Annotated in this window: 17 protein-coding genes and 1 pseudogene; 14 read left to right on the top strand and 4 right to left on the bottom strand. The window is 71.7% G+C overall.

What is annotated here, in order from left to right; genetic code table 11:
* Positions 1 to 94: 94 nt before the first annotated feature.
* From dnaK to OO62_RS15895, 4 genes and pseudogenes are all read left to right on the top strand, one after another.
* Positions 95 to 1,775, top strand: a pseudogene (gene dnaK / locus OO62_RS36480) (molecular chaperone DnaK).
* Complete coding sequence (grpE, locus tag OO62_RS15885) at positions 1,772 to 2,431, top strand: nucleotide exchange factor GrpE (RefSeq protein WP_033268038.1); 660 nt, start codon at positions 1,772 to 1,774, stop codon at positions 2,429 to 2,431. The pseudogene dnaK and the gene grpE overlap by 4 nt, the downstream one beginning before the upstream one ends.
* A 45-nt stretch (positions 2,432 to 2,476) precedes the next feature.
* Positions 2,477 to 3,661, top strand: a complete 1,185-nt coding sequence (gene dnaJ / locus OO62_RS15890) for a molecular chaperone DnaJ (protein WP_033268039.1) — start codon at positions 2,477 to 2,479, stop codon at positions 3,659 to 3,661.
* Between the two features lies 1 nt (position 3,662).
* Positions 3,663 to 4,115 (top strand): heat shock protein transcriptional repressor HspR, encoded by a 453-nt coding sequence (locus tag OO62_RS15895; protein ID WP_033268040.1) that lies wholly within the window; start codon positions 3,663 to 3,665, stop codon positions 4,113 to 4,115.
* A gap of 77 nt (positions 4,116 to 4,192) precedes the next feature.
* Here OO62_RS15895 and OO62_RS15900 read toward each other — a convergent pair whose 3' ends face one another.
* From OO62_RS15900 to OO62_RS15910, 3 genes are all read right to left on the bottom strand, one after another.
* Positions 4,193 to 4,597 (bottom strand): hypothetical protein, encoded by a 405-nt coding sequence (locus OO62_RS15900; RefSeq protein ID WP_033268041.1) that lies wholly within the window; start codon positions 4,595 to 4,597, stop codon positions 4,193 to 4,195.
* A 387-nt stretch (positions 4,598 to 4,984) separates the two neighbouring features.
* The gene (locus OO62_RS15905) at positions 4,985 to 5,389 is read right to left on the bottom strand and encodes a pyridoxamine 5'-phosphate oxidase family protein (protein ID WP_033268042.1); all 405 of its coding nucleotides are present in this window, start codon (positions 5,387 to 5,389) and stop codon (positions 4,985 to 4,987) included.
* Positions 5,390 to 5,431: 42 nt separating this feature from the next.
* The gene (locus OO62_RS15910) at positions 5,432 to 6,013 is read right to left on the bottom strand and encodes a Uma2 family endonuclease (RefSeq protein WP_157850149.1); all 582 of its coding nucleotides are present in this window, start codon (positions 6,011 to 6,013) and stop codon (positions 5,432 to 5,434) included.
* Positions 6,014 to 6,205: 192 nt separating this feature from the next.
* Between OO62_RS15910 and clpB the strand changes: the two genes are divergently transcribed.
* Entirely contained in the window at positions 6,206 to 8,836 is a 2,631-nt protein-coding gene (clpB, locus tag OO62_RS15915; protein WP_033268044.1) for an ATP-dependent chaperone ClpB, read from the top strand.
* Between the two features lie 78 nt (positions 8,837 to 8,914).
* Complete coding sequence (locus OO62_RS15920; RefSeq protein ID WP_033268045.1) at positions 8,915 to 9,451, top strand: YbjN domain-containing protein; 537 nt, start codon at positions 8,915 to 8,917, stop codon at positions 9,449 to 9,451.
* An 86-nt stretch (positions 9,452 to 9,537) separates the two neighbouring features.
* Here the strand turns inward: OO62_RS15920 and OO62_RS15925 are convergent, their stop codons facing one another.
* The gene (locus tag OO62_RS15925; protein ID WP_033268144.1) at positions 9,538 to 10,725 is read right to left on the bottom strand and encodes a pyridoxal phosphate-dependent aminotransferase; all 1,188 of its coding nucleotides are present in this window, start codon (positions 10,723 to 10,725) and stop codon (positions 9,538 to 9,540) included.
* Positions 10,726 to 11,614: 889 nt separating this feature from the next.
* Here OO62_RS15925 and OO62_RS15935 point away from each other — a divergent pair.
* The 8 genes from OO62_RS15935 to OO62_RS15970 all read left to right on the top strand — a co-directional run bounded on the left by OO62_RS15935 (position 11,615) and on the right by OO62_RS15970 (position 19,943).
* Positions 11,615 to 12,136: a DUF2617 family protein gene (locus tag OO62_RS15935; protein ID WP_033268047.1), complete on the top strand. Its 522-nt coding sequence runs from the start codon at positions 11,615 to 11,617 to the stop codon at positions 12,134 to 12,136.
* A gap of 253 nt (positions 12,137 to 12,389) precedes the next feature.
* On the top strand, positions 12,390 to 14,102 hold the full coding sequence (locus tag OO62_RS15940; protein ID WP_033268048.1) for a polyamine aminopropyltransferase: 1,713 nt from the start codon (positions 12,390 to 12,392) through the stop codon (positions 14,100 to 14,102).
* A gap of 137 nt (positions 14,103 to 14,239) precedes the next feature.
* Positions 14,240 to 15,136 carry an SRPBCC domain-containing protein gene (locus OO62_RS15945; RefSeq protein ID WP_033268049.1) on the top strand — a complete coding sequence of 299 codons (897 nt, stop codon included), beginning with the start codon at positions 14,240 to 14,242 and terminating at the stop codon, positions 15,134 to 15,136.
* Positions 15,137 to 15,200: 64 nt separating this feature from the next.
* A complete protein-coding gene (locus OO62_RS15950; protein WP_033268050.1) occupies positions 15,201 to 16,043 on the top strand; it encodes an aldose epimerase family protein in 843 nt (280 codons plus the stop codon).
* 43 nt (positions 16,044 to 16,086) lie between these two features.
* Positions 16,087 to 16,629 (top strand): orotate phosphoribosyltransferase, encoded by a 543-nt coding sequence (gene pyrE / locus OO62_RS15955; protein WP_033268145.1) that lies wholly within the window; start codon positions 16,087 to 16,089, stop codon positions 16,627 to 16,629.
* 216 nt (positions 16,630 to 16,845) lie between these two features.
* Positions 16,846 to 17,868, top strand: coding sequence for a class II fructose-bisphosphate aldolase (gene fbaA / locus OO62_RS15960; protein WP_033268051.1), 1,023 nt, complete (start codon positions 16,846 to 16,848; stop codon positions 17,866 to 17,868).
* A 90-nt stretch (positions 17,869 to 17,958) separates the two neighbouring features.
* Positions 17,959 to 19,488, top strand: coding sequence for an MFS transporter (locus OO62_RS15965; protein ID WP_033268052.1), 1,530 nt, complete (start codon positions 17,959 to 17,961; stop codon positions 19,486 to 19,488).
* 41 nt (positions 19,489 to 19,529) lie between these two features.
* The gene (locus OO62_RS15970) at positions 19,530 to 19,943 is read left to right on the top strand and encodes a DUF3151 domain-containing protein (protein ID WP_033268053.1); all 414 of its coding nucleotides are present in this window, start codon (positions 19,530 to 19,532) and stop codon (positions 19,941 to 19,943) included.
* The last annotated feature ends 58 nt before the right edge of the window (positions 19,944 to 20,001 follow it).

The raw sequence follows: 20,001 nt of genomic DNA on the forward strand, positions 1-20,001 counted from the left end.
AAAGTTGAGTGGACACGACTCAGCTCTGTTGACAGGTTTTTCCCGGTGCTGCACTCTTGAGCCTGTTCCACTCAAGTCAGCTGGAGGAATTGAAATGGCACGTGCGGTCGGCATCGACCTGGGCACGACGAACTCCGTCGTCAGTGTTCTCGAAGGCGGTGAGCCCACCGTCATCACCAACGCCGAGGGCGCCAGGACCACGCCGTCCGTTGTCGCCTTCGCCAAGAACGGCGAGGTGTTGGTCGGCGAGGTCGCGAAGCGCCAGGCGGTCACCAACGTCGACAGGACCATCCGGTCGGTCAAGCGCCACATGGGCACCGACTGGAAGATCGGCATCGACGGCAAGGACTTCAACCCGCAGCAGATGAGCGCCTTCATCCTGCAGAAGCTCAAGCGGGATGCCGAGGCGTATCTGGGCGAGAAGGTCGTCGACGCGGTCATCACCGTTCCGGCCTACTTCAACGACTCCGAGCGCCAGGCCACCAAGGAGGCCGGTGAGATCGCGGGCCTCAACGTCCTGCGCATCGTCAACGAGCCCACCGCGGCCGCCCTGGCTTACGGCCTGGAGAAGGACGACCAGACCATTCTGGTCTTCGACCTCGGTGGTGGCACCTTCGACGTCTCGCTGCTGGAGATCGGCGACGGCGTCGTCGAGGTGAAGGCCACCAACGGTGACAACCACCTCGGTGGTGACGACTGGGACCAGCGCGTCGTCGACTACCTGGTCAAGCAGTTCCAGAACGGTCACGGCGTCGACCTGGCCAAGGACAAGATGGCGCTGCAGCGTCTGCGCGAGGCCGCCGAGAAGGCGAAGATCGAGCTGTCGTCCTCCACCGAGACGACGATCAACCTTCCCTACATCACCGCCTCCGCCGAGGGCCCGCTGCACCTGGACGAGAAGCTCACGCGCTCGCAGTTCCAGCAGCTCACCGCGGACCTCCTGGAGCGCTGCAAGACCCCGTTCCACAACGTCATCAAGGACGCCGGCATCCAGCTGTCCGAGATCGACCACGTGGTCCTGGTCGGTGGCTCGACCCGTATGCCGGCCGTCGCCGAGCTCGTCAAGGAGCTGACCGGCGGCAAGGACGCCAACAAGGGCGTCAACCCGGACGAGGTCGTCGCCATCGGCGCCACCCTGCAGGCCGGTGTCCTCAAGGGTGAGGTCAAGGACGTCCTCCTGCTGGACGTCACCCCGCTGTCCCTCGGTATCGAGACCAAGGGCGGCATCATGACCAAGCTCATCGAGCGCAACACCACGATCCCGACCAAGCGCTCCGAGATCTTCACGACGGCCGAGGACAACCAGCCGTCCGTGCAGATCCAGGTCTACCAGGGCGAGCGCGAGATCGCGGCGTACAACAAGAAGCTCGGGATGTTCGAGCTGACCGGTCTGCCGCCGGCCCCGCGTGGTGTCCCGCAGATCGAGGTGTCCTTCGACATCGACGCCAACGGCATCATGCACGTGACCGCGAAGGACCTGGGCACGGGCAAGGAGCAGAAGATGACCGTCCCCCGGCGAGGTCAAGACCGAGGTCGAGGAAGCCGTCACCGAGCTGAAGGAGAAGCTCAAGGGCGAGGACACGGCCGAGATCCGCACCGCCACCGAGAAGGTCGCGGCCGTCTCGCAGAAGCTGGGCCAGGCCATGTACGCCGACGCCCAGGCCGCGGGCGGCGCCGAGGGCGCTGCCCCCGGTGACCAGGCCAAGGCCGAGGACGATGTCGTCGACGCCGAGATCGTCGACGACGAGAAGCCGAAGAAGGACGGTGCCGCGTGACGGAGGAGACCCCGGGCTTCGACGAGAAGCCTGACGTCCCCTCTGACGCCGCCCCTGAAGACGCGGCGCAGGCCGAGTCCGCCGACAAGGCGGGCTCGGCCCCGGCCGGGGACGTACAGGACGTAGCACTCCAGGCGCAGCTGGACCAGGCACGCTCGGCGCTCAACGAGCGCACCGCCGACCTCCAGCGGCTCCAGGCGGAGTACCAGAACTACCGCCGTCGGGTGGAGCGGGACCGGATCACGGTCAAGGAGATCGCCTCGGCGAACCTCCTGTCCGAGCTCCTTCCCGTGCTCGACGACGTGGGCCGGGCGCGGGAGCACGGCGAGCTGGTCGGCGGCTTCAAGTCGGTGGCCGAATCGCTGGAGACCGTGGTCGCCAAGCTCGGTCTGCAGCAGTTCGGCAAGGAGGGCGAGCCCTTCGACCCGACGATCCACGAAGCGCTGATGCACTCGTACGCGCCGGATGTCACCGAGACGACGTGCGTTGCGATCCTTCAGCCCGGGTATCGCATCGGTGAGCGAACGATCCGCCCCGCGCGGGTCGCCGTCGCCGAGCCGCAGCCGGGCGCGCAGGGCGCCAAGTCGGGATCCGAGGACGATGCCAAGGGTGCCGCGGCTTCGGACGAGGAGAGCGGTGGCCCGGACGAGGGCTGACGTGCGGAAGAACAGGAAAACGGTGCGGAAGGAGGGACGTCGGGGATGAGCACCAAGGACTTCGTCGAGAAGGACTACTACAAGGTCCTCGGCGTCCCCAAGGACGCCACCGAAGCGGAGATCAAGAAGGCGTACCGCAAGCTCGCCCGGGAGAACCACCCGGACGCCAACAAGGGCGACACCAAGGCCGAGGAGCGCTTCAAGGAGATCTCCGAGGCCAACGACGTCCTGGGTGACGCCAAGCGCCGCAAGGAGTACGACGAGGCGCGGGCGCTGTTCGGCAACGGCGGCTTCCGTCCCGGCCCCGGCGGGGGCGGCGGTTCGTTCAACTTCGACCTGGGCGACCTCTTCGGAGGCGGCGCGGGCGGTTCGGGCGGCGCGGGCGGAGCCGGCGGCTTCGGCGGCGGTCTCGGGGACGTCTTCGGCGGCCTGTTCAACCGCGGTGGCGCCGGCGCGCGTACCCAGCCGCGCCGTGGCCAGGACATCGAGTCCGAGGTGACGCTGAGCTTCACCGAGGCGGTCGACGGGGCCACGGTCCCGCTGCGGATGTCCAGCCAGGCGCCGTGCAAGTCGTGTTCCGGCACCGGCGACAAGAACGGTACGCCGCGGGTCTGCCCGACCTGCGTCGGCACCGGCCAGGTCAGCCGGGGCGCGGGCGGCGGGTTCTCGCTGACCGATCCCTGCGCGGACTGCAAGGGCCGGGGCCTGATCGCCCAGGACCCGTGCGAGGTCTGCAAGGGCAGCGGGCGCGCGACCAGTGCGCGCACGATGCAGGTCCGCATCCCCGCGGGCGTCTCCGACGGGCAGCGCATCCGGCTGCGCGGCAAGGGCGCTCCGGGCGAGCAGGGCGGCCCGGCCGGTGATCTGTACGTCGTCGTGCACGTCGGCGCCCACCCGGTGTTCGGCCGCAAGGGCGACAACCTCACCGTCACCGTGCCGGTCACCTTCCCGGAGGCCGCGCTCGGCGGCGAGGTGAAGGTGCCCACGCTGGGCGGTCCGCCGGTGACGCTGAAGCTGCCGGCCGGTACCCCCAACGGACGCACGATGCGGGCCCGGGGCAAGGGCGCGGCCCGCAAGGACGGCACCCGTGGTGATCTGCTGGTCACCATAGAGGTGGCCGTTCCCGACGAGCTCGGCGACAAGGCGAAGGAAGCGTTGGAGTCCTATCGCGACGCGACCGCGGGAGCGGACCCGCGGGCAGAGCTGTTCCAGGCCGCGAAGGGAGCATGAGATGGACAGCCGGGGCGGGCAGCGTCGTAACCCGTATGAACTGACCGATGAGTCGCCGGTGTACGTCATCTCCGTCGCGGCTCAGCTCTCCGGCCTGCATCCGCAGACCCTGCGGCAGTACGACCGGCTGGGCCTGGTCTCGCCGGACCGTACGCCCGGCCGGGGCCGCCGCTACTCCGCCCGGGACATCGAACTGCTGCGTACCGTGCAGCAGTTGTCCCAGGACGAGGGCATCAACCTCGCCGGCATCAAGCGCATCATCGAGCTGGAGAACCAGGTCGCGGCCCTGCAGCAGCGGGTCGCCGAACTCCAGGGCGCCCTGGAGGGCGCGGCCAGCGCGATGCGGCAGCGGGAGGCGGCGGTGCACGCCTCCTACCGGCGCGATCTGGTGCCGTATCAGGATGTCCAGCAGACCAGTGCGCTGGTGGTGTGGCGGCCCACGCGTTCCGAGTAGCGCGCGCCGCACGCCGTATGCGTAAGGGCGAAGGGCCGGGGTGGTGCACCCCGGCCCTTCGTGCTGCGTACGGGGCCTCAGCAGCCGTTGTATCCGGCCGTGGGCATCGACAGCCGCCGGTGCACCTGGGACTTCATCGCGAGCGTGTAGACCGGCTCGTCGAGGTCGGCGGTCTCCAGCCGGATGCCGGCCGCCGCGCAGCGCTCGGTGAACTCGTCGGCCCCGTCGATGGCGTTCTCCAGCGCCCGGCGGTTGGGCGTCACGAACACATCCACCAGGCCCTCTTCCACATCGCGCCACAGCGCGCCGTGGTCGGCGCGCAGCTGATGCAGGCTGAGCTGGCAGGTCAGGTGGTAGTCACGGGCCGCCGCCCACTGCTTGCACATGTCGTGCTGGCTGCGGTCGTCGACCAGGAACGGATCCTCGTCCAGCTCGGACAGCGGCATCAGGCAGGCGATCGCCGTGACTCGGACCGAGTTCATCGTGCCCTCCGGGGCGTGGCGAATGTGGGGGCGACGATACCCCCGAGTGCGGTCCGTGGTGGAGGGGCTGTGCCGGGCGGCGAGGCGTATCCGCAGGCGTGGCAGATCTTCCAGCCGTCCTGGTTGACGGCGAGTTGGCCGCCGCAGCGCGGGCAGAGCTCGGCGTGCGGGCGCGGGCGGGTGCGGCGCGGACGGCGTGGAGCGGTCGTCACGTTGCCCAATGCCGACCCCATGCGGCCTCCAGCTGCTGTCTTCTGCACAGAACAGGCCGAAGTCGTCCGTCATCGCGCGGAGTTGTTCATTTCCTGTTCGTACCTGAGTACCAGGTGGAGGCGTTTTCCCGGAGGCGGAGGATCCGATTTCGGACAGGTCTGGACCTCTTGGGGCCTAGGCCCGCCCCATCGCCTTGGTCACGGCGATCTCGATCATGACCCGATCGGGGTTGGGGGACGGCATCCGCCCGTACCGCTCGGCGTAGCGGTTCACGGCGTCGGCCACCGTCTCGGCGTCCGTACGCACCCGCGCGATGCCCTCCAGCGTCGCCCAGCGGCCCTTGTCGACCTGGCACACGGCCACGGTGGCGCCGTCCGCGCCGGCGGCGAGGATGTTCTTGACCTTGGTGCTGTCCTTGCGGGTGATGATCCGCGCGATCCGCTGCCCGGCGTCGTAGGTGACGCCCACCGGGACGACGTGCGGCGTCCCGTTCCTGCGCAGCGTGGTGAGCGTCGGCATCAGGTACTCGCCCCAGAAGGCGAGGTACTCCGGGCTGAGGGCGCTGAGGTCGTGGGCCATGGCCGCCAGAGTAATCGGGGCCCCGGGGGCGGGGCCCGGCGGTCAGAGGAAGTCGGCGGTGTCGAGGTCGAAGGAGAAGGGCGCGGGGAGAGGGACGGGCTTGCCGAAGGGAACGGTGACGTTCGCTACGTAGTCCTCTCCCGAGGGGTCGCTGAACAGCGTGATCGTCGCCCTGTCGCGGTCGACCAGCAGGTAGAGGGGGATCTCGGCACGGGCGTAGCAGTGCCGCTTGTCCTTGCGGTCCCTGCGGGGGTTGGTCGACGTCACCTCGACGACCATGGCGACGCCGTCACCGGGCATCCAGGAGGGGGCGCCCCGGAAGAGGCGCAGGGTCCGCGGGGCAACGGTGGCGTCGGGGATCACGTGGTTGGCGGGCCGGTCCTCCCCGGCGGGGAGGAGGAGTCCTTTGTGGCCCGAGGAATCCATGTCGGTCGCCGACTCCCTCAGCACCTGCCGGAGGATGGCACTCAGGTAGTCCTCGTGGTCGCCGTCCGGCGGCGGTGTCACGGCGATCTCCCCCTCGATGAGCTCGGCCCGGAAGCCGTGCGGAGTTTCCAGGGCCAGGAAGCCCTCCAGGAGGGTGTCGTCCTGCGCGGACATGGGCTCGTGTGCCATAGCCGTCATGCTGCACCTCCTTGTGGTCGGAGGCCAGTGTCGCCGGGTTTCGCCGACGGCGAAGGCGCGTTCGGGGCCGTTCACCCGCATGTGGCACCTTGAGTGGACTAGACTCAACTTATCGCATGAGGGCATGAGCAGGATTGGCTCCGGGCACGTGTGCCGGTACGGGCTACGAGTACGAGGAGGATCGCGAGGACCGTGGACGCCGAGCTGACCAACAAGAGCCGGGAGGCGCTGAGCGCCGCCAATGAGCGGGCGGTCACCGCCGGGCACGCGGACATGACGTCCGCCCACCTGCTGCTCGCGCTGCTGGCCGGGCAGGACAACGAGAACATCATGGACCTGCTGGCCGCGGTCGAGGCGGACGCCGCCGCGCTGCGCAGCGGCGCCGAGCGCCAGCTCGCCGCGCTGCCCAGCGTGCAGGGTTCGACCGTCGCCCCGCCGCAGCCCGACCGCGAGCTGCTGTCCGCCATCGCGGACGCCACGCAGCGCGCCAAGGAGCTGGACGACGCCTACGTCTCCACCGAGCACCTGCTGATCGGGATCGCCGCCAAGGGCGGGCGCACCGGTGAGCTGCTGGAGCGGCAGGGCGCCTCCGCGAAGAAGCTGCTGGCGGCCTTCGAGGCGAGCCGTGGCGGGCAGCGGGTGACCAATCCCGACCCGGAGGGCACGTACAAGGCGCTGGAGAAGTTCGGCACGGACTTCACCGCGGCGGCCCGCGAGGGCAAGCTCGACCCGGTGATCGGCCGGGACCACGAGATCCGCCGCGTGGTGCAGGTGCTGTCGCGCCGTACGAAGAACAACCCGGTGCTGATCGGCGAGCCCGGCGTGGGCAAGACCGCCGTCGTCGAGGGGCTGGCGCAGCGGATCGTCAAGGGCGACGTGCCCGAGTCGCTGCGCGACAAGCGGCTGGTCGCACTGGACCTCGGCGCGATGGTCGCGGGCGCCAAGTACCGCGGCGAGTTCGAGGAACGGCTGAAGACCGTCCTGGCGGAGATCAAGTCCAGCGAGGGCCGGATCATCACCTTCATCGACGAGCTGCACACCGTCGTCGGCGCGGGCGCCGGCGGCGACTCGTCGATGGACGCGGGCAACATGCTCAAGCCGATGCTGGCCCGCGGCGAGCTGCGGATGGTCGGCGCGACCACCCTCGACGAGTACCGCGAGCGGATCGAGAAGGACCCGGCCCTGGAGCGGCGCTTCCAGCAGGTGCTGGTCGCCGAGCCGACCGTCGAGGACACGGTGGCGATCCTGCGCGGGCTCAAGGGCCGCTACGAGGCGCACCACAAGGTCCAGATCGCGGACTCCGCGCTGGTCGCCGCGGCCACCCTCTCGGACCGCTACATCACCTCCCGCTTCCTGCCCGACAAGGCCATCGACCTCGTGGACGAGGCCGCGTCCCGGCTCCGTATGGAGATCGACTCCTCCCCGCTGGAGATCGACGAGCTCCAGCGCGCCGTCGACCGCCTCAAGATGGAGGAGCTGGCGCTCAGGAACGAGACCGACGCCGGCTCGCTCCAGCGCCTGGAGAAGCTGCGCAAGGACCTCGCCGACAAGGAGGAGGAGCTGCGCGGTCTGACCGCCCGCTGGGAGAAGGAGAAGCAGAGCCTCAACCGCGTCGGTGAGCTCAAGGAGAAGCTCGACGAACTGCGCGGCCAGGCCGAGCGGGCCCAGCGCGACGGCGACTTCGACACCGCCTCCAAGCTGCTCTACGGCGAGATCCCGGACGTCGAGCACGAGCTGGAGGCGGCGGCCGCCGCCGAGGCCGAGCAGGAGGCGTCCAAGGAGTCCATGGTCAAGGAGGAGGTCGGCCCGGACGACATCGCGGACGTGGTCGGTGCCTGGACCGGCATCCCGGCCGGCCGCCTGCTGGAGGGCGAGACCCAGAAGCTGCTGCGGATGGAGGAGGAACTCGGCAAGCGGCTGATCGGCCAGGCCGAGGCCGTGCGGTCGGTGTCGGACGCGGTGCGCCGCACCCGCGCCGGAATCGCCGACCCGGACCGGCCCACCGGCTCGTTCCTCTTCCTCGGCCCGACCGGTGTCGGCAAGACGGAGCTGGCCAAGGCGCTCGCGGACTTCCTCTTCGACGACGAGCGGGCGATGGTCCGCATCGACATGTCGGAGTACGGCGAGAAGCACTCGGTCGCCCGGCTCGTCGGCGCGCCGCCCGGCTACGTGGGCTACGAGGAGGGCGGCCAGCTCACCGAGGCGGTCCGCCGGCGGCCGTACAGCGTGATCCTGCTCGACGAGGTGGAGAAGGCGCACACCGAGGTCTTCGACATCCTGCTGCAGGTCCTCGACGACGGCCGGCTCACGGACGGCCAGGGCCGCACCGTCGACTTCCGCAACACGCTGCTCATCCTGACCTCCAACCTCGGCTCCGCCTACCTCATGGACCCGCTCATGAAGGAGGAGCAGAAGAAGGAGAAGGTGCTGGAGACGGTCCGCGCGTCCTTCCGCCCGGAATTCCTCAACCGCCTCGACGACGTGGTGGTCTTCCACCCGCTGGGCGCCGAGGAGCTGCAGCGGATCGCCCGGATCCAGCTGGCCCACCTCCAGCGCCGGCTCGGCGACCGCCGGCTGACCCTGGACGTCACCGACCGCGCCCTGGCCTGGCTCGCCTGGCTCGGCCACGAACCGGTGAGCGACGCCCCGGCCCCCGACATGTCCTACGGCGCCCGCCCGCTGCGCCGCCTGGTCCAGACGGCCATCGGCGACCAGCTGGCCCGCGCCATCCTGGCCGGCGAGGTGCTGGACGGGGACACCGTGCGGGTGGACGTGGACGGGGACGGCCTGTCGGTGGAGGTGCCCGGTCGCGGCACGTCCTGACCGCGCCGCCCGCCGGGGTTGCCACGACGGGGCCGATGTGGGGGAGGATGGCAGTGACCATACGAAGGGAATTCCACGGTGAGCATCGACCCGTCCTCGATTCCGAATTTCGGGGGCCAGCCCGAACCCGAGCCGTCGGGGCCTGATGGTCCCGTCGTGCCAGACCAGGACCTGGTCAAGCAGCTCCTCGACCAGATGGAGCTGAAGTACGTAGTCGACGAGGAGGGTGACCTCGCCGCCCCGTGGGAGCAGTTCCGCACGTACTTCATGTTCCGGGGCGAGGAGGAGCAGCAGATCTTCTCCGTCCGTACGTTCTACGACCGTGTCCACGGCATCGATGAGAAGTCGAAGCTGCTGGAGGCGATCGACGACTGGAACCGCCGGACGCTGTGGCCCAAGGCCTACACCCACACCCATGACGACGGCACGGTCCGTCTGATCGGTGAGGCATCGATGCTGATCGGCACCGGCGTCTCGCTCGAACACTTTGTGTCGAGCACGGTCAGCTGGATTCGCGCCTCGATCGAATTCGACAAGTGGGTCGTCGAGCAGCTCGGCCTGGAGGCCGAGATCGAAGGCGACTCCGACGAGAAGCCGGACGACGGCGAGGCATAGCCGCCCGTACGTCCCCACCCACCCGGCTGCGCGGGCCCGAGGAGCGAAGGCTCCCCGGGCCCGCGTCCGTCGTACGGCGCGGGCCGCTACCCGCTCGCCAGGGCCTTCAGCCGGCCCGCCGCCTCCTGGAGGACCTCGATGCTCTTGCAGAAGGCGAAGCGCACGAACGGGGAGCCCTCGTCCTTGTGGTCGTAGAAGACCGCGTTGGGGATGGCGACGACGCCGGCGCGCTCGGGCAGCGCCCGGCAGAAGGCGAAGCCGTCGGTCTCGCCGAGCGGGCGGATGTCGGTGGTGATGAAGTACGTGCCGGTGGGACGGAAAACCTGGAAACCGGCGTCGGTGAGGCCGGCGGCCAGCACGTCGCGCTTGGTGCGCAGGTCGTCGCGCAGGCCGGTGAAGTAGCTGTCGGGGAGGGCGAGGGCCTCGGCGACGGCGTACTGGAACGGGCCGGCGGAGACATACGTGAGGAACTGCTTGGCCGAGCGGACGGCGGCGACCAGCTCCGCCGGTGCGGTGATCCAGCCGACCTTCCAGCCGGTGAAGGAGAAGGTCTTGCCGGCCGAGCTGATGGTGACGGTGCGCTCACGCATCCCGGGGAAGGACGCCAGCGGCAGGTGCTCGCCCTCGAAGACCAGGTGTTCGTACACCTCGTCGGTGACGACCAGGAGATCGCGCTCCACGGCCAGCCGGGCGACGGCCGAGAGCTCCTCGTGGGTGAGGACGGTGCCGGTGGGGTTGTGCGGGGTGTTGAGCAGGATGAGGCGGGTCTTGTCGGTGATCGCGTCGCGCAGCTCGTCGAGGTCGAGGCGGTAGCTGCCGGACTCCGGGTGCGGACGCAGGGTCACCGGGACCCGCCGGCCGCCCGCCATCGCGATGCACGCGGCGTAGGAGTCGTAGTACGGCTCCAGGGCGATGACCTCGTCGCCCGGTTCGAGCAGCGCGAGCAGCGAGGCCGCGATGGCTTCGGTGGCGCCGGCGGTGACCAGGACCTCGGTGTCGGGGTCGTAGGAGAGGCCGAGGTGGCCGTAGAACCGCTCCTGGTGGGCGGCGACGGCGGCGCGCAGTTCGGGGATTCCGGGGCCGGGCGGGTACTGGTTTCCGCGGCCGTCGCGCAGGGCGCGCACCGCCGCCTCCCGGACCTCCTCGGGTCCGTCGGCGTCGGGGAACCCCTGACCGAGGTTGAGGGAGCCGGTCCGTACGGCGAGCGCCGACATCTCGGCGAAGATCGTGGTGCCGAATTCGGCGAGGCGGCGGTTGAGCAGCGGTCGGTCCATGCGCGCCATCCTCCGCCGAACCTCTGGAGTTCCTCAACTGTGCTTTGAGACTCCCGGGCCGGGGGCATCAGCCCCGCACCAAGGACAGTGAAGGCCGCCGACGGTGGCGGCCCCGGCGGCACGGGACGGTGCCGCAGCGCACCCCGGGTGCCGGTCCGGAGCGGAGTCCCCGCTCCGGTGGGGCACCGGGTGCCGGACGGAGCGCCCTCGCTTCGGGGGAGCGAAAGGAGCGTGAGGCAGATGGGGATCGTGGCTTTCCTGGTGATCTGCGCGGCGGTGATCGGGCTGGTGGCCCTGGCCTCGCGGAGCGGCACCGGCGGGCGGAAGGGAAGCGGGTACCGCGGTGCTGCCGGCGGGGGCAGCTGGTGGGCCGGCGGCGGCGGTGGTTCCTCGTGCGGAGGCGGCGGTCACCACGGGGGCGGCGGACACCACGGCGGGCACTCGTGCGGCGGCGGCTCCTCCTGCGGGGGTGGCGGCTGCGGCGGCGGGGGCGGCGGCGGTGGCTGCGGCGGAGGTTCCTGAACCGGCCGCGCGGCACCTCCGGGCGGCGGCCTTCGGGGCCGGCCGGAGCGGCCGCTCAACGGCACACATGCGGGGGGCGTTTGCCCCTGTGCATATGCGGCCCGAAGGGGTCCGGCGAGGAGGCCGGAACCCGTCGGGCCGCATGTCGTTGAACAGATGAACTGCATGGCCCTCTAGGGGATGGAAACCCGGAGGAGATGGGTAAAAACGCTGTGGCCGAGTGGGCTTTCATGATTCCCTCTCCCTAGAGAATTCCCCCACGTTCTCCCATTCCCACGTGGGCACGAGCCGGCAGGCAGACGTACATTCCTGATCCTTCACGGGCGGGCCGGCCCACCATTCCACTGCGTGCTTGCGGAGCCGACCCATGCTCACCACTCTGAAGACGGCGTACACCGATACCCGCGCATCCGACCTGGCCTGGGCGCTCGGCAGGGAACCCCTGCCGGCCCTGGCCGTACTCGACCTCCAACTCCACGGCGCACAGGTGCAGTTGAGACTCCTCGGCGCCTCTCACCAAGTGCTTCTCGAAGAGGAGCACGGGACGTGCTCCGAGACGGTCGCCTGCATGCCGGGCAGCAGCACCCCGCTGCCGCTCGGTGTGGCCAAGCGCCTGGGCGACTGGGAATACGAATTCGCCGCGCACGTGGAGACCCTCTCGCGCGGCTCGTTCGCGGGCCGGGCGCAGGAGTTGCTCGCGCTGGTCGCCGAGCATCCGCACGGCCTGGCCGGAACCTTTCCCGGTTCGCCGCACGCCTTCACCGCGATGCTGGCGCAGTGTCAGCAGGGCCAGGTGCGCTGGCGGACGTGGCATGCGTACCCGCAGGAGGGCCGCTTGGTGGCCACCCGTACGCGGGTGGGCGTACACGCGGCGGTCGCCGCGGTCTGACCGGGGGCAGGCGGAAGGCGCAGGCGGATCGGCGGGCTGCGGGGGCGGCGCGGGGGCGTGGGGCGGGGTGGTCGCGCGCTCGGGGCGTGGCGCGGCAGGTGGGCGCGCGCGGAGTGGTGTGCGCCGGTCGTACGGCATGGCGACATCCGCCGTCCCGTGCGCACGAACATCGCTCCAACTGCTGCGTGTGGCCCGCAGAGTGCACACGTGTGGGTGACGAAGAGCCATCGAAGCGTCACGTAGCGTTCACGACATGATCGACCCGTCAGAGCGCGTTCTCACCGGTGTCGTCGGGCCGCCGGAGGCCATGACACCGGCGCGACTGCCCGTGCCGGCCGGGCTCGGCCGGCTGCTGGTCCTCGCCGTGGTCTTCGTCTGCGCCGCCTGCGGCCTGGTGTACGAGCTCGAACTGGTCGCCCTGGCAACGTACTTGGACGGCGACTCGGTCACCCAGGCTTCGGTCGTGCTGTCCGTCATGGTCTTCGCGATGGGCGTCGGCGCGCTGCTCGCCAAGCGGATGCGCTGCCGGGCGGCGGTCGGCTTCGGCCTGGTCGAGACCGGTCTGGCGCTGGTCGGCGGCTGCTCGGCGATGGCGCTCTACGCCTGCTTCGCCTGGCTGGGCCAGTCGCACTCCGCGCTCGTCGGCTTCTCCCTGATCCTCGGCGTCCTGATCGGCGCCGAGGTGCCGCTGCTGATGACGCTGATCCAGCGGGTCCGCCGGCAGGACGCGGGCGGCGCGGTCGCCGACCTGTTCGCGGCGGACTACGTCGGTGCGCTGGTCGGCGGGCTGGCGTTTCCCTTCCTGCTGCTGCCCAGCCTCGGCCAGCTGACCGGCGCGCTGGTCACCGGCGCGGTCAACGCGGTGGCCGGCGGCGCGCTGGTGCTGTGGCTGTTCCGCCGCGATCTGACCGCCCGCGCCCGCTGGACGCTGCTCGGCGTCAACGCCCTGGTGCTGGTGCTGCTCGCCGCGGGCATGGTGCTGGCCGCACCGTTCGAACGGGCCGCCCGGCGGGCGGTGTACGGGGCGTCGGCGCGGGTCGCGGTGCAGACCGGCATCCAGGAGGTGGTGCTGACCGGCGGCACGGAGGCCGGAGCCGGTGCGGGACACGGGAGGAAAGGTTCCGGCCGGCCGCTGGAGCTCTTTCTCGACGGCCGGTTGCGGGTCAGCTCGGACACCGAATTCCGGTACCACGAAGCGCTGGTGCACCCGGCGATGGCGGGCGGTCCGCACGCCCGGGTGCTGGTCCTCGGCGGCGGCGACGGCCTCGCGGTGCGCGAGATCCTCCGCTACCGCTCGGTCCGCTCGGTCACCGTCGTCGAACTCGACCCGGGCGTCACGGAGTTGGCGCACTCGGACCCGGGTCTCGCCCGTCTCAACCACCGTTCGCTCGCCGATCCCCGGGTGCAGGTGGTCACCGCCGACGCCTTCGACTGGCTGCGGCAGCAGGACGGGTCCGGCCGCGCCGGGCGCCCGGCGCCGTACGACGTCATCGTCTCCGATCTGCCCGACCCGGGGATCACCGCCAGCACCAAGCTCTACTCGCAGGAGTTCTACGGCCTCGCGGTACGGCTGCTGGCCGACGGCGGACGGCTGGTCGTGCACGCCGGGCCGCCGGTGACCCGGCCGCGGGCGTACTGGACGGTGGAGGCGACGATCCGTTCGGTGGGCCTGGCGACCGTGCCGTACCGGCTGCCGGGCCGGCCGGTGGACTTCTTCGGCGGGCCGGACCGGCCGGTGGACTCCGCCCGCCCGGCGCCCGTCGTCGCCCAGGCGGCCGGCCCGCTCCAGTACTGGGGCTTCGTGCTCGCCGCTCGGCACCGCCCGCGGTTCGGCCTCGCGCCCGACGCCCCCGTGCTGGCGGGCCTGACGCTCCAGGAGTTGCAGGAGGGCCGGCGGGGGGAGGCCCGGTGCCGGATGTCCGGCCTGCCGCCGTCGACGCTGATGCACCCGCGGTATCCGGACTGAGCGCGCGCTGCCGCCGGGGGGCCGGGCGGGCGCAGGGTACCGGCCGGGCCGGGGCGCCGGGCGGGTCCCGGGCCGGTGCGCAGAAAGTTGTGCGTGGGAGGGCACGGGTCCGGGGCTGCTGGGTAGGCTCCCATGTCATGGAGCATGAGGTGTACGTTCCGTTTCCCGTCGGGACCGTGCGGCAGGCGCTCACCGAGCCCGAGCGGGTGGCGCGCTGCGTCCCGGGGGCCCAGCTCGACGCCGAGGCGGCCGCGCACCGGCCCGAGGGCCGGCTGCGGCTGCGTATCGGAAGCTCCACGATCACCTATCGCGGCTCGCTGACGGTCAGCGAGCCCGGCGACGGCGCGGACGCGGCGGTGACCGTCGAGGCGAAGGGCACCGAGACGCGGGGCGACGGAGCGGTCGCGCTGACCCTGACCGTCCGGCTCTCACCGGCCACCGAGCCCGGCCCCGGCACGACGCTCTCCTGCGCCGGCACGGTCCACGGCGACGGCCGGCTCACCGAGGCCACCGACCGCTCGGCGGAGTCCGCGGGCCGCCGGCTGCTGGACCGCTTCGCGGAGAACCTGACGGAGGACCTGCGGCAGCGGCCGGTGCCGGACGCCGGGCAGGCCGCCCGGCCCGGCGTCTTCGACACCGAGGTGCCGCCGCCCTCCCTGGACCCGCACAGCGACGAGGACGCCGCCGAGCCGGCGGGCCCGGGCGACCCCGCCGACGCCGCGGGCCCGGCCGACACCGCCGACGCGCTCGACGACCTCGTATCCGAAGACCGGGTGCCCGAACTGCGCGCCGAGCACGCCTACGGTCCGGAGGCGGACGCCGCCGCTCCCGCCGAGGCCGCGCACGCCCGCCGGACGATGATCGGGCGCAGCGCGGAGGAGGTCGACCACGCCCCGCCGCGCGGCCGGTACGCCCCGGTCCCCGCGCCCGAGACCGGCGGCACCTCGGCCACCCTGCGCTGGGCGGCGCCGGCCGCCGCGGTCGTGCTGGCCTCCGCGGTGGTCGTCGGCCGGGTGCTGCGCCGCCGCCGCTGACCCGCGGTCCGGCGGCCGTCCCCGCTTCCCCTGGTACGCCGTTCCGCACCGCTAGGGTCGGAGCGTGAGCACCGACGAAGACACACAGCCCGCGCCCCCGAAGGCACCGGTGCGGCTGGCCGCCGGAGCGGCCGAAGTGACCGTCCAGCCGGACAACGGCTGCCGGATCGGCAGTCTCCGCGTCGCCGGTACGGAGCTGCTGCGGCAGGGCGCCAAGTACGGCTGTTTCCCGATGGTTCCGTGGTGCGGCCGGATCGACCACGGGCAGTTCCGCAACGGCGGCGAACTGCACCAGATGCCGGTCAACGCCGCTCCCCACGCCATTCACGGCACCGGCCGCAACCTGGCCTGGCGCACCGCGCGGACGAGCGCCACAGAGGCGGCCTTCACCTACGACCTCAGCGACCCGGCCGCGCCGTGGCCGTACCCGGGGCGGGTCACCCACCTCGTCGAACTGGCCGAGGACGGCGGCTCGCTCACCCTGACGATGGGCGTCGAGGCGGCCGCCGACTCGTTCCCGGCGCAGGCCGGCTGGCACCCCTGGTTCCGCCGGAACCCGTTCGGGGACGGCGCGGACGTACGCCTCGACTTCGCGCCCGAGTGGCAGGAGGAGCGGGGCGACGACCACCTGCCGACCGGCCGGCGGATGCTGCCGAAGCCGGGCCCCTGGGACGACTGCTTCGGCATGCCGGGCGGGGTGGACGTCACCCTCACCTGGCCGGGCCGCCTGGAGCTGAGGGTCACCAGCCGCACCGAGTGGGTCGTGATCTACGACGAGCAGGAGGCGGCGGTCTGCGTCGAGCCGCAGTCCGGCCCGCCCAACGGCCTCAACACCGCGCCGCGCCTGGTCACGCCCATCGACCCGCTGGAGATCTCCACGACCTGGAGCTGGCGCGAGCTGTCCTGAGCGGCCCGGCGGGGGCGCGCCGGCAGGCTCTAAGCTCATGGCCATGAGTGACGACGTGCGCGGCGCGCTGCTGCAGCAGATCAAGGACAAGGCCGTGGTGCACGGCAAGGTGACGCTTTCCTCCGGCAAGGAGGCCGACTACTACATCGACCTGCGCCGGATCACCCTGGACGGCGAGGCCGCGCCACTGGTCGGGCAGCTGATGCTGGACATCACCGCCGACCTGGACTACGACGCGGTCGGCGGGCTGACGCTGGGTGCCGACCCGGTCGCGACCTCGATGCTGCACGCCTCCGCCGCGCGCGGGCGCCGGCTGGACTCCTTCGTCGTCCGCAAGGCGCAGAAGGCGCACGGCATGCAGCGCCGCATCGAGGGCCCGGACATCACCGGCCGCCGGGTGCTGGTCGTCGAGGACACCTCCACCACCGGCGGCTCGCCGCTGACCGCCGTCGAGGCGGCCCGCGAGGCGGGCGCCGAGGTCGTCGCGGTCGCGACGATCGTCGACCGCGGGGCCGCCTCGGCGATCGCCGAGGCCGGGCTGCCTTATATCACGGGCTACCAGCTCGGGGACCTCGGCCTGGCCTGAGGGCGGCCGGGACGGCCGAAGGGCGCGCACGCACCGGCCTGACCTGCGAGATTGCTGAGGGGTGCGCCGTTTCACGTGAAACGGCGCACCCCTTTCGCATGACGGCTGGACCGGCGATGTGGAGCTCCCGGCCGAGTCTGGGAAGATGTGCCCGGCGCAGTGTCGCGCCCTGGTCAGGGCCAAGAACGCACACCCGCACACCCAAGGAGCGGACAGATGCCCATCGCAACTCCCGAGGTCTACAACGAGATGCTGGACCGGGCGAAGGCAGGCAAGTTTGCCTACCCGGCCATCAACGTCACGTCGACGCAGACGCTGCACGCCGCGCTGCGGGGCTTCGCCGAGGCCGAGAGCGACGGCATCATCCAGATCTCCACCGGTGGTGCGGAGTTCCTGGGTGGTCAGTACAACAAGGACATGGTGACCGGCGCCGTCGCGCTCGCCGAGTTCGCGCACGTCGTGGCCGCGAAGTACGACATCACCGTCGCGCTGCACACCGACCACTGCCCCAAGGACAAGCTCGACGGGTATGTCCGCCCGCTCCTGGACGTCTCCGCCGAGCGCGTGGCCAAGGGCCTGAACCCGCTCTTCCAGTCCCACATGTGGGACGGTTCGGCCGAGAACCTCGCCGACAACCTGGCCATCGGCCAGGAGCTGCTCGCCAAGGCCGCCGCCGCCAAGATCATTCTTGAGGTCGAGATCACCCCGACCGGCGGTGAGGAGGACGGCGTCACGCACGAGATCAACGACGAGCTCTACACCACCGTCGACGACGCGCTGCGCACCGCCGAGGCGCTGGGCCTGGGCGAGAAGGGCCGCTACCTGCTCGCCGCCTCCTTCGGCAACGTCCACGGCGTCTACAAGCCGGGCAACGTCGTGCTCCGCCCCGAGCTGCTGAAGGACCTCCAGGAGGGCGTGGGCGCCAAGTACGGCAAGTCCGCCCCGTTCGACTTCGTCTTCCACGGCGGCTCCGGTTCCACCGAGCAGGAGATCGCCACCGCGCTGGAGAACGGCGTGGTCAAGATGAACCTGGACACCGACACCCAGTACGCCTTCTCCCGCCCGGTCGCGGACCACATGTTCCGCAACTACGACGGTGTGCTGAAGGTCGACGGCGAGGTCGGCAACAAGAAGGCGTACGACCCGCGCAGCTGGGGCAAGCTGGCCGAGGCCGGCATGGCCCAGCGCGTGACGCAGGCGTGCGCCAACCTGCGCTCCACCGGCACCAAGATCAAGTAATCCGTCCGTACGGACTCCGCGGCCCCGCATCTCCTCCGAGATGCGGGGCTTCGCCGTGCGTGGACCCCTGTCGCCGGGCAAGCTCACCCTATGGGCGCACCGCGCGAGACCCCCGTTCCGGGCGGCGTACGGCTGGCCTCGGCGCAGGGCCGCTGGGTGCTGGCGACGAGCGTGCTGGGCTCCGGCATGGCGCTGCTCGACAGCACCGTCGTCAATGTCGCGCTGCCGAGGATCGGCGCGGACCTCAACGCGGACCTGGCGGTGCTCCAGTGGACGGTGACCGCCTACCTGCTGACGCTCTCCTCGCTGATCCTGCTGGGCGGCGCGCTCGGTGACCGGTACGGCCGGCGGCGGATCTTCGTCATCGGCGTGGTGTGGTTCGCGGCCGCCTCGCTGGCGTGCGGGCTCGCACCGAACGCCGGGGTGCTGATCGCGGCACGGGCGCTGCAAGGGGTCGGCGGGGCGCTGCTGACGCCCGGCTCGCTGGCGCTGATCCAGGCGGTCTTCCACCCCGACGACCGGGCGCGGGCGGTCGGCGCCTGGTCGGGGCTGGGCGGGGTGGGCGCGGCGATCGGCCCGTTCGTCGGCGGCTGGCTGGTGGACGGCGCCGGCTGGCGCTGGGTGTTCTTCCTGAACGTGCCGCTGGCGGCGGTGTGCGTCCCGGTGGCGCTGCGGCACGTCCCGGAGACCCGGCGGCACGACGCCGCCGCCCGCGGCGGCTTCGACGTGCCAGGCGCGGCGCTGGGGGCGCTGGCGCTGGCGGGGGTGACCTACGCGCTGATCGCCGCGGCGGAGGGCCTGTCCCCGGCAGTGGTGGTGCCGGCGGTGCTCGGCGTGCTGCTCGGGGTGGCGTTCGTACGCGTCGAGGGGCGCCGGGCGGATCCGATGCTGCCGCCCGCGATCTTCCGCATCCGGCTGTTCTCCGCGATCAACGCGGTGACGGTGTGCGTCTACGCCGCGTTCAGCGGCTTCTTCTTTCTGGCCGTGCTCCAGTTGCAGGTCGTGGCGGGTTATTCGGCGCTGCGGGCCGGCACCGCGCTGCTGCCCACGACCGTGCTGATGCTGCTGCTGTCCGCCCGCTCCGGCGAGCTGGGACAGCGCCTCGGGCCGCGCATCCCGCTCACCGTCGGCCCGCTGCTGTGCGCCGCCGGAATGCTGCTGATGCTGCGGGTCGGCCCCGCCGCGTCGTACCTCACCGACGTGCTGCCCGCGATGCTGGTGCTGGGCGCCGGGATGGTGACCCTGGTGGCCCCGCTCACCTCCACGGTGCTGGCGTCGGTGGACGTGGACCGGGCCGGTCTGGCCAGCGGCATCAACAACGCGGCGGCGCGGGCCGCGGGGCTGGTGGCGGTGGCCGCGCTGCCGCTGCTGGCGGGCATGGGGCCGGAGGCGTACCGCTCGGCGGCCGAGTTCGAGGCGTCCTTCCGGCGGGCCATGCCGCTGCTGGCCGGCGTGCTGCTGGTCGGCGCGCTGCTGGCCTGGCTGACGGTCCGCACCGGGACGCTGCGCGCCGCGGAGCCGGAGCCCGGGCGGCGTTGCCACCCGGAGTGCGCCTACCACTGCGGGGTGAGTTCGCCGCCGCTCGACCCGGGCGAGCAGGAGCCGCGGGCGGAGCGGTAGCCGCTCCCGTTCCGCGGTCGCGACCAGGCAGACTGGGGACCATGGCCATTCACGAAAACCTGCTCGGGGGACCGCCCCCGACCCACCTGCCCGACGACCCGGAGCCGCGCGAGCTGCTCGCCGCGGGCACCGCGCCGGCCGATGTCGCCGCGAAGTACCCGACGTCCTCGCTGGCGTGGGCGCAGCTCGCGGACGACGCGTACGTGCAAGGGCGGGTCGTCGAGTCGTACGCCTACGCCCGCACCGGCTACCACCGCGGCTTGGACGCGCTGCGCCGGGCCGGCTGGAAGGGCCACGGCCCGGTGCCGTTCGAGCACGAGCCCAACCGCGGCTTCCTGCGGGCGCTGCACGCCCTCGCCCGCGCCGCCCAGGCGATCGGCGAGCAGGCCGAGTACGAGCGCTGCTCGACCTTCCTGCGCGACTCCTCGCCCACCGCGGCCGACACCCTCTCCTGAGCACCGGGCCCGCCTGGTCCGCTGACCAGGCGGGCCTTGCCTTCTCCGGGGACCATTG

Origin of the sequence: Streptomyces lydicus (genome assembly GCF_000717345.1) — a bacterium.
GTDB classification, from domain to species: domain Bacteria; phylum Actinomycetota; class Actinomycetes; order Streptomycetales; family Streptomycetaceae; genus Streptomyces; species Streptomyces lydicus.